This is a genomic window from Sulfitobacter sp. M39 (assembly GCF_021735935.1).
Taxonomy (GTDB): Bacteria; Pseudomonadota; Alphaproteobacteria; order Rhodobacterales; family Rhodobacteraceae; genus Sulfitobacter.
Genome location: NZ_WMDZ01000001.1, coordinates 1,002,438 through 1,014,833, shown reverse-complemented (window position 1 = coordinate 1,014,833; position 12,396 = coordinate 1,002,438). Strand labels below are relative to the sequence as shown.

The 12,396-nt window shown below is 61.5% G+C and carries 13 protein-coding genes; 4 read left to right on the top strand and 9 right to left on the bottom strand.

Going from position 1 to position 12,396, the window contains the following annotated elements; all coding sequences use genetic code 11:
• Positions 1-7: 7 nt before the first annotated feature.
• Positions 8-979, bottom strand: coding sequence for a methylmalonyl Co-A mutase-associated GTPase MeaB (gene meaB, locus GLP43_RS04940; RefSeq protein ID WP_005851619.1), 972 nt, complete (start codon positions 977-979; stop codon positions 8-10).
• 110 nt (positions 980-1,089) lie between these two features.
• Here meaB and hrpB point away from each other — a divergent pair, with 110 nt between their 5' ends.
• A complete protein-coding gene (gene hrpB / locus GLP43_RS04935) occupies positions 1,090-3,504 on the top strand; it encodes an ATP-dependent helicase HrpB (RefSeq protein WP_237278422.1) in 2,415 nt (804 codons plus the stop codon).
• Here hrpB and GLP43_RS04930 read toward each other — a convergent pair.
• From GLP43_RS04930 to GLP43_RS04915, 4 genes are all read right to left on the bottom strand, one after another.
• Positions 3,478-3,852, bottom strand: a complete 375-nt coding sequence (locus GLP43_RS04930) for a DoxX family protein (RefSeq protein WP_237278421.1) — start codon at positions 3,850-3,852, stop codon at positions 3,478-3,480. The two genes, hrpB and GLP43_RS04930, sit on opposite strands and share 27 nt — an antisense overlap.
• Positions 3,853-3,866: 14 nt before the next feature.
• Entirely contained in the window at positions 3,867-4,361 is a 495-nt protein-coding gene (gene msrB, locus GLP43_RS04925; protein ID WP_237278420.1) for a peptide-methionine (R)-S-oxide reductase MsrB, read from the bottom strand.
• A 403-nt stretch (positions 4,362-4,764) separates the two neighbouring features.
• The gene (locus GLP43_RS04920) at positions 4,765-5,457 is read right to left on the bottom strand and encodes an anti-sigma factor (protein WP_237278419.1); all 693 of its coding nucleotides are present in this window, start codon (positions 5,455-5,457) and stop codon (positions 4,765-4,767) included.
• Positions 5,454-5,996, bottom strand: coding sequence for a sigma-70 family RNA polymerase sigma factor (locus GLP43_RS04915; protein ID WP_237278418.1), 543 nt, complete (start codon positions 5,994-5,996; stop codon positions 5,454-5,456). The genes GLP43_RS04920 and GLP43_RS04915 overlap by 4 nt, the downstream gene beginning before the upstream one ends.
• A gap of 305 nt (positions 5,997-6,301) precedes the next feature.
• Here GLP43_RS04915 and GLP43_RS04910 point away from each other — a divergent pair, with 305 nt between their 5' ends.
• Positions 6,302-7,504, top strand: coding sequence for an NAD(P)/FAD-dependent oxidoreductase (locus GLP43_RS04910; protein WP_237278417.1), 1,203 nt, complete (start codon positions 6,302-6,304; stop codon positions 7,502-7,504).
• Positions 7,505-7,605: 101 nt separating this feature from the next.
• A complete protein-coding gene (locus GLP43_RS04905) occupies positions 7,606-8,442 on the top strand; it encodes an NAD-dependent epimerase/dehydratase family protein (protein ID WP_237279918.1) in 837 nt (278 codons plus the stop codon).
• Positions 8,443-8,550: 108 nt separating this feature from the next.
• Here GLP43_RS04905 and GLP43_RS04900 read toward each other — a convergent pair whose 3' ends face one another.
• The 4 genes from GLP43_RS04900 to GLP43_RS04885 form a co-directional block, all read right to left on the bottom strand.
• A complete protein-coding gene (locus GLP43_RS04900) occupies positions 8,551-9,258 on the bottom strand; it encodes an SDR family oxidoreductase (RefSeq protein ID WP_237278416.1) in 708 nt (235 codons plus the stop codon).
• Between the two features lie 119 nt (positions 9,259-9,377).
• Entirely contained in the window at positions 9,378-10,589 is a 1,212-nt protein-coding gene (locus tag GLP43_RS04895) for a DUF3618 domain-containing protein (protein WP_237278415.1), read from the bottom strand.
• A complete protein-coding gene (locus tag GLP43_RS04890; protein ID WP_237278414.1) occupies positions 10,579-10,977 on the bottom strand; it encodes a phage holin family protein in 399 nt (132 codons plus the stop codon). The genes GLP43_RS04895 and GLP43_RS04890 overlap by 11 nt, the downstream gene beginning before the upstream one ends.
• On the bottom strand, positions 10,974-11,534 hold the full coding sequence (locus GLP43_RS04885; RefSeq protein WP_237278413.1) for a hypothetical protein: 561 nt from the start codon (positions 11,532-11,534) through the stop codon (positions 10,974-10,976). The genes GLP43_RS04890 and GLP43_RS04885 overlap by 4 nt, the downstream gene beginning before the upstream one ends.
• A gap of 316 nt (positions 11,535-11,850) precedes the next feature.
• Here GLP43_RS04885 and GLP43_RS04880 point away from each other — a divergent pair, with 316 nt between their 5' ends.
• Positions 11,851-12,345 (top strand): ferritin-like domain-containing protein, encoded by a 495-nt coding sequence (locus GLP43_RS04880; RefSeq protein WP_237278412.1) that lies wholly within the window; start codon positions 11,851-11,853, stop codon positions 12,343-12,345.
• Positions 12,346-12,396 lie beyond the last annotated feature (51 nt).

Genomic DNA, 12,396 nt, shown 5'->3' with positions numbered 1-12,396 from the left:
GCGGGCGTTAACGGTCCAGCTGGGTGACGAAATCCTGCGCGGCTTTGGTGGGGTCCGCCAGCCCCTGTGCCACACGATCGCTGAGCTCGGTCAACGCGGCCTTGGCCTTGGGCTTTTCCAACTGCGCAAGCAACGCCTGCTTCACCGCCTGTTCAAACCAATAGCGGGCTTGTGCGGCACGGGCATGTTGCCAGAACCCTTCGGCGCGGCGCCATTCGGTCAGCGCCTCTACCTCGGCCCATGCCTCGTCCAGCCCGTTTTCCTCCAGCGCTGAGACCATCATTGCCTTGGGAAACCCCTTTGGGTCTTGCGGACGTTTGCGCAGCAACCGCAGGGCACCGGCGTAATCAGCACAGGTCCGCGACGCGGCGGGCTTCAGATCCCCATCGGCTTTGTTGATCACGATGATATCCGCCATCTCCATGATGCCGCGCTTGACGCCTTGCAGCTCGTCCCCGCCCGCAGGTGCCAGCAACAGCATGAAAACATCGGACATCTCTGCCACCACCGTCTCTGACTGGCCGACGCCGACCGTCTCGATCAGTACCACGTCAAAGCCTGCGGCCTCGCACAGGGTCACCGCCTCGCGGGTGCGGCGGGCCACGCCGCCCAGATGCGTCTGGCTGGGCGACGGGCGGATGAAAGCATCGCGTTCGCGCGACAAGAGGTCCATCCGCGTCTTATCCCCCAAGATCGACCCGCCCGAACGCGAAGAGGACGGATCAATCGCCAGCACCGCAACCTTGAGCCCGCGCCCGATCAGCATCATGCCGAAGCTTTCGATAAAGGTGGATTTCCCCACACCCGGCGTCCCCGACAACCCGATCCGCAGCGCCTCGCGCCCCTTGGGCAGCGCGGCAAGCAGCTCTGTCGCCTGTGCGCGGTGATCCTCGCGACCGGATTCGATCAAGGTGATCCCCCGCGCCAGCGCGCGGCGTTCCCCTGCTGCGATACCCTTTGCCAGATCGTCAATGTTCATAGGTTCTGCCCCTCACGCCCTTTGGCCCATGTTTCGATCCCGGCGGCGCAAATGTCCAGACCGCAGGCCGGGTCTTGGCCCCGCGGCGGGTTTCGCCCATAACCACGCTTATGGCTTTTACCCTTCCCATTGATGACGTGATGCCGCAGGTGATCGACGCGCTGCGCGGCAAGGGCCGTGTTGTGCTGCAAGCGCCCCCCGGTGCGGGCAAGACCACACGCGTACCGCTGGCGATGCTGGATGCGGGGCTGACCACGGGCCGCATCCTGATGCTGGAACCGCGCCGCCTTGCCGCGCGAGCAGCTGCCGAACGCATGGCTGCGACCTTGGGCGAAGAACCGGGGCAAACCGTGGGCTTTCGCGTCCGCGGTGCCAGCGCCGTCAGCAAATCCACCCGTATTGAGGTCGTGACCGAGGGTATCCTCACTCGCATGCTGCAAGACGACCCCGACCTGCCCGGTGTCGGCGCGGTGATCTTTGACGAATTCCACGAAAGATCCCTGAACGCGGATCTGGGACTCGCGCTTTGTCTAGAGGTGGCCGAAGCGCTGCGCGATGACCTGTTGATCGTCGCCATGTCCGCCACGCTGGACGCCGCCCCTGTCGCCGCGCTGATGCAGGCACCGGTGGTCACCTCCGAGGGGCGCAGCTTTCCGGTGACGCCCCATTGGCTGGACCGGCCGGTGGGCAAGCAACGGTTCGAGCAGGCAGTCGCCGATCTGGTGTCGCACGCACTGGATACCGCCCCCGGATCGGCGCTGGTGTTCCTGCCCGGCGAAGGTGAAATCCGACGGGTTGAAGCTGCGCTGACCGAACGGCTGCCCGCCGATTGCACGCTCGCCCCGCTGTTCGGTGCGATGGACTTCAAAGCGCAGCGCGCTGCGATTGCCCCGGCCAAAACAGGGCGCAAGGTCGTGCTCGCGACTTCTATCGCGGAAACCTCGCTGACCATCGAAGGGGTGCAGATCGTGGTGGACGGGGGCCGCGCGCGGCGGGCGCAGTTCGACCCGTCCTCTGGCATGTCGCGGCTGATCACCGACCGCGTAACCCGCGCCGAAGCGACGCAGCGCGCAGGCCGTGCGGGGCGCGTGTCGGAAGGGGCCGCGTTCAAACTCTGGACCCGTGGCGAGGAAGGCGCGCTGGCCGCCTACCCCCCCGCCGAGATCGAGGCCGGCGATCTATGCGCCTTCGCGTTAGAGCTCGCGGTCTGGGGGGCGCAGGCCGATGACCTGAAGTTCGTGACCCCACCCCATGCAGGCCGTCTGGCCGAAGCACAGGCCGTGCTGCACATGCTGGGCGCGCTGGATGCGACGGGCCGGATCACAGAGCATGGCCGCAGCTTGGCGAAGATGCCGCTGCATCCCCGTCTGGCGCATATGGTTGCCAAAGGCGGGCGCAGCGCCCCGACGCTGGCCGCGATCCTGTCGGAGCGTGACCCCTTGCGCGGCGGCTCTGTCGATCTGGCGCTGCGTCTGGATGCGGTCGCGGGCAAGCGCGTCCCGGCCGAGGTCAACCACGCGGCCCTTTCCCGCATCAAGCAAGACGCCAAACGGCTGGCCCGGGGGCAGACCGGCGACGGCCCCGATACGCTAGGGGTGCTGGCGGCCCTAGCCTACCCCGACAGGGTGGCGCTGCGGCGCAAGGGCGATGGGCCGCGATACGTCATGTCGGGCGGCAAAGGCGCGATCCTGTCTGAAAGCGATCCGCTGGCGGGGGAACGCTTGCTGGTGGCGACCGATCTTGACGGCGACCCGCGAGAAGCACGCATTCGCCAAGCCACGCGCCTGTCCGACAGCGATCTGCGGGACAGTTTCGCGGATCAGATCGGGTGGCATAAACTGTGTGTCTGGTCCCGCCGCGAGGGCCGCGTGCTGGCGCGGCAGCAGGAACGTTTTGGTGCATTGGCGCTGGACGACAGGGCGTGGTCCGATGCCCCCGCCGAAGACATCGCGCTGGCCATGCTCGACGGGGTGCGGCAGCTGGGACTGATGCCCGGCAAAGCGGCGGCGCTGTTTCTCGCACGGGCACGGCTGATGGGCGATGGTTTCCCCGATTTCAGCGAGGATCACCTGCTTGAGACCTTGGAGGATTGGTTGCCCGGTCATCTGGCAGGTGTCCGCAGCACCGCCGACTGGAAGGCGTTTGACCTGCTGCCTGCCCTGACCGCGCGGCTTAGCTGGGACGACCAGCAAGCGCTTGATCGTGCAGCGCCTGCGCATTTCACCACGCCGCTGGGGCGCAAGATCGCGATTGATTATAGCGAAACGCAGCCCCAGATCGCCCTGCGTCTGCAAGAGGTCTTTGGCACCACCCGTCACCCCATGATCGCAGGGCAGCCCTTGCAGATCACGCTGCTGTCCCCCGCGCAGCGACCCGTGCAGGTGACCACCGATCTGCCGGGGTTTTGGGCTGGGTCCTATGCCGATGTGCGCAAGGACATGCGCGCCCGCTATCCGCGCCACCCGTGGCCCGAAGACCCGACGCAGGCCGATCCGACGCTACGGGCCAAACCCCGCGGCACCTGAGCCCTCACGATGTTGCGCGGCGTGCCCCGCGAGTACCAGCAACCCGCCCGCAATCGCCCAGTTCTTCGCAAAGATCGACATCTGCCACGGGTCGTCAGGGACGAAGTGAAAAATGCTCGTTGCCATGCAATACAGCGCGAGTGTTGCGCTCATCGGGGCGAGCCAGAGACCGAAGATCAGGCTGATCGCCGCCACCCCGTTAAACAGCATCGCGGGCCAGACGAGGAACACGGGCAATCCGCGATCCGACAGCAACCCCTGCGCCGCTGCTGGGTCGACCAGCTTTTGCACACATCCCGCGACGAAAAGGGCCGCCAAAAGCAGGCGGCCCGTATAAATTGCAATCATTTCAACCCGCTGCATCACGCGGCGGCGGGCGCAAAGGTCATCGCCAAACCATTGATGCAATGGCGTTTGCCCGTGGGTGCGGGGCCATCATCGAACACATGGCCCAGATGGCCGCCGCAGCGGTCGCAATGCACCTCGGTACGCGTGGTAAAGAGCCCTTTGTCCGGCATCGTTTCGACAGCATCGTCCAGCGGGGCGAAGAAGCTTGGCCAGCCGGTGCCGCTTTTGAACTTGGTTTCGGAACTATAAAGCGCCTGATCACAACCCTTGCAGTGGAACACGCCTTTGCGGACCTCATCATTCAGCGGGCTGGTAAACGCGCGTTCGGTATCCCCCTCGCGCAGGACGGCATATGCGTCATCGCCCAGTTGCGCGCGCCATTCGGCAGGGGTGCGGCTGACTTCAAAGTCGCCCTGTGCCACGGTCCCGGCCTGCGCCGCCGCGCCTACGCCAAAAGGCAAGGCCGCCATCGTCATCGTTGTGCATTTCAGGAAATTCCGGCGTTTCATAATGCCCCCTTAAGGTTGCGGTACTGCGGATAGATTGGATGTCTGTTGAAAGGGCCGCCGGACGTCGCGCGTAGCGCTGACATCCGGCGGTACTCGTTACAAGGCACGCAAGGTGCCGATACTGGATAAACCCGTTGGCGGAATGCATGGTTCCACGCCAACAAACTCGTTACCAAACCGCGCCAAAAACACGGCACGGTCCCTCAGCGACATGGGCTTGCAACCAGTGTCGGCCTGAGTTGTGGAAATACACGGAAGTAGAAAACGAGAAGTTTCACCGAAAACGCAAAAAACCGCAGTTTTTATTAAAATTTCTCAAATACCTTTAAGAAACAAAGACTCCACCCACATGAAAGCGGGCGAAGTCTTTGCTTAAATGGTCAGCGAACCCGATAGATTCGAATTACAGTTCAAACATCGCCCCTGCGGCCATCACATCGCCCGTCGGCGCACCCGTGGGCGAGCCGCCGACGGGTTCATCCGAAATCGCCAGCGTGATCTGTGCCGCTTGGCTGCGCAGCTCTGCCGGAACAAGAATCCGCGTTGTCTCGCTGTCGGGCAGAACGCCCAAGGAAACCGGAGCCTGATCGGGCAAGATCGCCCAAAGTTCTAGCACACGACCCTCGTTCGCGGTGCCCGAAACGCGGCGCAGCGCGATCTCGTGCTTGATCGGTTCGACCACGGCCAGCACTTGCAACGGGCTGGTGTCGCTGACCAGCTGTGCGGCCAGAACTGTCGGTTGATCGCCCGGACGTGTGTTGATCTCAAGCAGTTGCACGCCAAGGTAGCCCGCAAATAGCAGCGATGCCATCGCCACCCCCTGCCAGAGCCACAGACGCTGCAAGATCGATACACGCTGCTTCGGGAAGACATGCGCCATCAGCTTTTTCTTCACGCGCGCGGGCGGCGCGACAGGGTCGATCCCGTCCGTCATTGCGGTCAGTCGTTCCTGCCAGAACACAACGCGGTCCGCGAAATCAGGTTCAGTCGCGACACGGTGGCGCGCGGCGATCATATCGTCGTCAGACGACAGGCCCAGCACCATTTCGGCGGCCAGAAGATCATCATCATGGGGTGTTTCAGGCGTTTGGGTCATTGGCTCATACACTCCCGCAGGGCGATCAGGCCACGGCGCAGCCAGGTTCGCATCGTGTTCAGCGGCACGCCAAAGCGTTCGGCCAGATCGGAATAGGTCTCGCCATCCAGATAGGCACCCCGAATGGCTTTGCCACGGTCTTCTTCCAGCGTATCAAGACAGCCCGACAGGCGCGACGCCTCTGACGAGGCAACGGCGTATTGTTCGGGCGTGGGACCGGGGGAGACAAGTTCAAAACCGGGCGTATCGACATCCTGATGGCCTTTTTTGCGGGCGCGCAGACGGTCGATAGAGGTATTTCGCGCAATGGTGATCAGCCACGTCATCGGGCTCAGGCCATTGGCATTATACTTATCGGCATTGTTCCAGATTTTGACGAAACTGTCTTGCATGGCGTCCTCTGCTGCGGCGCGTTTGTTCAACACACGCAGACAGACCCCGAAAAGTTTCGCAGAAACGCGATCATAGAGCTGGTCAAACGCCGCGCGGTCTTTCAACGCGACGCGGGCAATCAAGTTTTCGATTTCTTGTCGGTCCATTTGCACGGGCCATTTCTCCACCTGAACGGGTTTCCAGCTTTACACCGAAACCTACGGCACTCACTACATTTGTCCAGCAAAGCGTTGTCACTGGACGGTTTTGTGTAACCCAGGCGCATCGCGTTGGCCAATGCGTAATCTATCGGGCGGCAAGCGGGCGCGGAAATCGGCCCCCGCGTTCACAAGCTATGGACGGGGGCCGGTCTTGCGCGTTTAGTCGTAACAGGGCTGCCCTGTTGTACACCGTTGCACGGCGTCCCCTCTGTCTGGCCCCTATCTGGCCCATATGTGGAAGGAGTATCGCGATGCCGCAACCCAATCACAGCACCTATGACGTTGTCATTATCGGTGGCGCGATCTTTGGATCGTCGGTCGCATGGTGGCTAACCCAGATGGCCGGTTTTGACGGCAAGGTTCTGGTGGTCGAACGCGACCCCACCTATGAATACGCCGCCACCAGCCATACCAACAGTTGCATCCGCCAGCAGTTCAGCTCGGCCATCAACGTGAAGGTGTCGCAGTTCGGGGCCGAGTTTATCAAGAACTTCCGCCGGTTTATGGGCGATGATCCAGAGGTGCCGCATCTGACGTTGCAGAACTTTGGCTATCTCTACCTCGCGGACACACCCGAGTTTGCGCAGACGCTGCAACAGAACCAGCAGATACAGGTGGCACTGGGGGCGGGCACGCAGCACATGACCGCCGCCGAAGTCGCCGCCGCCTACCCGTTCTACCAGCTTGATGACATCCTCGCCGCCAACCACAACCGCGTGGACGAAGGCTATTTTGACGGCGGCACCATGTTTGACTGGTTCAAACGCATGGCCCGCCGCAACGGGGTGGAATATCTGCACGACGAAGTGACGGCGATGACCAAAGCCCCCGGTGGCAAATCCGTCACCCATGTGAGGCTGAAATCCGGCGCGACCGTGGCCTGCGGGACGGTGGTCAATGCCTCTGGTCCGCGGGCGGCTGCGACGGCAGGCATGGCTGGGATCACCCTGCCGGTCGAGCCGCGCAAACGCTACACCTTTGTGTTCGATGCCGCCAAACCGCTGGACCGCGACCTGCCGCTGACGATTGACCCCTCGGGCGTACATTTCAGAACCGAAGGGAAATACTATATGGCCGGTTGCCCCCCGCGCAAAGATCCTGCGGTCGCCTATGATGACTTCGCCTTTGATCACAGCCTGTGGGAAGACAAGGTCTGGCCAGCCATCGCGACCCGTATCCCCCAGTTCGATCAGGTCAAGGTGATCAACGAATGGGTAGGGCACTACGATTATAACACGCTGGACCAGAACGCGATTGTCGGCCCGCACAGTGTGGTCGAGAATTTCCTGTGTCTGAACGGCTTCTCGGGTCACGGGCTACAGCAGGCCCCTGCGTTGGGGCGCGGGATCGCTGAATGGATCGCCTATGGCGCATACCGCACGCTGGACCTGAATCCCTATGCCTACCGCCGGATCGAGCAAAACCAATCGCTGATCGAAAAAGCGGTGATTTGATCCGCCTGCCTCAATGACTTACCCATGCCAAGCAACACCCTTTGCGTCGGCCCATACCATCGCACAGCCGCGCGAAATGACAGTGGAAGGAAGACAACATGATGAAGAAACTGGTTCTGACGGGGGCCGCAGGGCGGCTTGGGTCTTACCTGCGTGAACCCCTGTCCAAGATGTGCCAAGAACTGGTCAGCACCGACATCGTCGATGATATCGGCAAGCTCTACGAAGGCGAAAGCTATGCCAAGGCCGATGTCGCCGTCTACGACCAGATCGCACCGCTGCTGGAGGGTGCCGATATGGTTGTCCACTTCGGTGCCATCGTCGACGAGAAACCGTTCGAGGAACTGCTGGGGCCGAACTTTGTCGGGTCTTACAACGTGTGGGAAGCCGCCTATCAGCACGGGTTGCAACGGGTCGTCTATGCCTCGTCAATCCACGCCGTTGGCATGCACAAGAAATCCGACTTCATCGGCATCGACGCGCCCCACAAACCCGATACGTTCTACGGCCTCGCCAAATGCTTTAGCGAAGACCTTGCGTCGATGTATTGGGACAAACGCGGGCTAGAGGCCGTGTGCCTGCGTATCCTCAGCTGCGCACAGGTCAACAACACCCGCGCTTTGGGGTCTTGGCTGTCCTATGACGATCTGATCCAGCTGGTCACCCGCGCCGTTGATACGCCGTCGGTCGGCTTCAGCGTTGTCTACGGCGTGTCCAACAACGACCGCGCGCCCGTGGACAATGCCAAAGCGTCCTTCCTTGGCTACCGCCCCAAAGACAACGCAGAGCAGTTCGCCGAGAAGATCCTTGCCGAAGCACCACCGGTCGATCTGAAAGACCCCGGCCAAATGCACCACGGTGGCCCCTTTGCCGCGGTCGACCTGGGCGAAAGCGGCGTGGCGTCGATGAACATCGTCAACGACAAGAAAACCACCTGATGTGTTGATGTTGGGGCGGGGCATTACCCCCGCCCCCCATGTTTCACGTGACGCGATGTTTGGAATGGCACCCGTCTTGCCAGCAGGCGCGACAGATGCGCGCCAAACTCACAATTCGATGCGGATATCGTGGATCCACAGTTTTGGCGGCCGCGAAAGCACAAAGACCACCACATCCGCCAGATCGTCGGGCTCGGTAAAGATATGGTTGGGCACATCCTCCCCCGCCTTCGAGAACATCCCCGTGTTCGTTCCCGACTGGTACACACCACCCACGCGCACGCCGGTGTTTTCCTCGTCCGCTTTCAGCACCTCGGTAAAGCCACGCACCCCGTATTTCGTGGCGGTATAGACAGATTGCCCGGCCTGCGCGACGACGCCGGACTTGGAGACGACATTCAGAATGATCCCCTCGTCATTCGCCCGCAGCGCCGGCATGGCGGCTTGCGTGATCTGCATCAAGCCCGTCAGGTTGGTCTGTACGGTCGCCTGCAAAAGCTGTGGCGGGATTTCGTCCAGCGGACCGGTTTTGTGCCAGATCCCCGCATTGTTGATCAGAATATCCAGCCCGCCAAATGCAGTTGTTACCTGATCCACCGCCCCGTTGATCGCATCCGGGTTCTGGATATCACAAGGAATGCCGATCGCTGCGCTGGCACCAGCGGCGATACATTCAGCCTCTACCGCAGCCAAACGGTCAGCATCGCGCCCCAGAATGGCCAGGCGCGTCCCTAATGCCGCCAGTTTAAGGCAAATATGCCGCCCAATACCGTCACTGCCACCAGTGACGATGATACGCTTGTTCTTTAATTCCATGATCCGCTCCTGAGTATGCCACCCCCTCTATCGCAGCGTGGTTTCGCAGGGAAGTATAACGCAGACGACAAAAAGCCCACGCGTTGAGGCGCGGGCTTTTATCAGTTGTTTGCAGAAACTCAGGACTTTTTGGCGCTGCCGAGGTTCTGTTTGTCCGCTTCAGCCTCTGCGGCGTCTACGACACGTTGACCCGACGCCTTGGCCTTCTTGGCCAGCGCATCAGCTGCGGTTTCAGCAGGTGCTGCGGCGTCAGCGTCTTCCTTGGTTTCGCGCAAGACTTTCTTCGCTTCGTCGGTAGCAGCTTGCGCGACTTTGCCAAGCTTGGCTTTTTCTTCGGCAAAGATCCGTTCGGCGTCTGACATCAGCTGGTCGCTTTGATCGCCCATATAGCGATCCTCGGTACGGCTGCGGGGCAAAGCGGCACCAATGGCTGCACCAACCGCCAAGGCAAGGGCACCTGCGATCAACGGCTGCTCTTCAAATATATCGACAGCCCGATCGCGGCCCTCACGGCCATAAGAGGCGGCGGCGGCACGTGCCCGGACTGCACTTTCCCGCGCGGCGATCACACGCTCGCGGGCTTGGTCGGACAAGTCCTCTGTGCCTTCTGCCAAACGGCGGCGCAACTGTGCTGCACGGTCCGAGGCGCTGGAGGCAAAGTCGCGTGCACCAGACGCAACCGATTGGCCGGCATCAGACACCGCACCGGCAGCCCCTTTTGCCTTGTCAGAAACAGCAGATCCGGCCGACTGCGCCGAGCCAGCGATGCTGGACGCCGCGCCCGACACATGGTCGCCAGCTCGCGATGCCGCATCCCCCGCACGTTGTGCAATACCGGGCTGATCATCATCATCCGCCAACGCCCAAGATGGCACATCACCGGTGCGCGCGACCTGACCCGAATAATAGGGCTTGGCCGGGTCCCCGGGCTGCGGCCCCAAGTCCCGCCGTTGACCCGCAGGCACGACGCCGTGCTGCTGTGCGCTAACGGGCAGATCGCGGCGATCGTCGCGTACGCCATAATAATCAGCTCGATCGCGTGGGTCACGGTCTCTGCCGACATAGCGGTCGCGGCTTGGCACCTTGTCGCCAGCCATCAACCACGCCAGCCCGGCACCTGTCAGTGCCAGCGCAATCGGATTGCGCTTCACCGCATCGGTGACAGAGCGGCCGATGTCGCCCCCGTGCTCGCGGAACTGGTCCGAGAATTGGCGGGCGATGGTTTCAACCGAAAACTTGTCTTGCAAATCGTCCAGCGTGCTGGTCAATCCGGCGCGCTCGCGCTCAATCTCGCGTTCGATCTCTTCGGGGCTGCGGTTTTCATTTGTCATCGTAAACCTCCTTCACGGCTTGCGCGTCACGTTTTACGTTCTTGGTGGTGCGGCTTGGTGCCAAGCTGCTGAGCTTCAGCGAATTGGTCCCTTTGTTGACCATCACATAGGCGATCAGCGCAAAGGCAACGCCGACGATCAGGGCCGACCACCCCGCAGGAATGCCTGCTTCGGTGAGGGCTGCGACCAATGCCGCGGACAGCACATTCAGCGCAGTCAGGGCAACGACGACAGCGCCGACGATCAGACCGATGGCCGCACCCGCAGATTTCAGGTTTTCGTTTACTTCGGCACGGGCCAGATCGACCTCGCTGCGGACAAGCGAACTGACGTGGGTCAGCGCATCGCTCAGCAGGCTGCCGGTGGATTTATTGGGATCGGTGGTCATACTGTGCTCCCTTTCGGTGTGGTGGTTACGGCGGGGCTGGCGACATCACCTGTATCGAGGTTATGCGCGCGCTCTGCCGGTACGGGGCGTTCCATCTCGCGGCCCTCGTAGGCATAGCGTTCGCCGCGTGCGCCAGTGTTCGACGCTTTGGCAAACCGTGTCGCGGCAAAGCCGACCAAGGCAGCACCGCCCAGAAAGACGAAGGGGTTGCGTTTGGCAAAGTCAGATACCGCGCCGACCATCTCGCCCAGATCCTTGTCACGCATGGTGTCAGAGGCATCCGCAAGCCCGTCTGCAAGCTGGCTAAAGGTGCGTTCTTGTGGCGACCCGCTGCGCAATTCGTCGGCGGCGGTGCGCAATGCGCTGGCCACGCCTTTGACTTCGCTCGCGGCGGCACCTTTGGCTTCATCTGCATAGCGCGCAGCATCGGAGGCAACGGTGTCGGCCATGTCTTTCGCCCGCGTTTTGGCTTCATCCGTAGCGGAAGCGGCGGTGGCTTTTACTTTTTCATTCAGGTCCTGCGCGCCGGCAGGATTGCTATGTTTTGTGTCAGTCATGATGCGCTCCTTTTGTTAGGCGATGAGGTTGAGAACGGCGAGAACGACCACGATCAGGCCGATGAGGTAGAAAATTCCATGCATTCAATTTCTCCTTTTTTGTCACGTTCCTGTTATCGAAGGACCAACCGTCAAAGTTGAATTTCGTTCCCCGCTTCCGGCCTTAGGGACGATAAAACTTGCATCGGAACGGGCGTGATTTTGGCGTGCATATAAAGGTACGCGCGAGACCGCCGAGCACGCAGACAACGTGGAACGCATTGGCGCATCGCCGCGTTGGACAGGGAATACAAATCACATCGCAAAGGAGATCGATATGCCGATGAATAGCCTTAAAGACGTGTACCACGACCAACTTCAAGACCTGTACAGCGCAAACAAACAGTCGCTGGATGTGGTTGTCGCCCTTGGCCGCGCGGCCTCTGATAAAGAGCTTTCCGAAGCCCTGATCGCCGGGTCGAACGGCATCAGCGAAGGCATGGAAAAAGTCGCGGAAATCTGCAACGCACACGGTATCGAACCAACCGGCGAGCACTGCAAAGGCATGGAGGGCTTGGTTGCCGAAGCCAAGGCCCACGTACTGAATGCTGAGTTTGGCGATGACGACGTGCGCGACGCCATGATCATCACCCAGTACCAACGCATGGTCCACTATGCGTTGGCCGGATATGGCTGCCTCGTAGCCTTCGCTAACCGTTTGGGCAAAGACGAGGACGGTGCCATCTTGCAGGAATGTCTGGACCAAACCTATGACGGTGACCGCCGCATGACCGACATCGCGACAGGCGGCGTGAATAAAGCCGCGGCATAATGCAGCGCCGAAAGCTCTCGCGCTAGCGCCGAAAACACAAAGGCCCTGCGG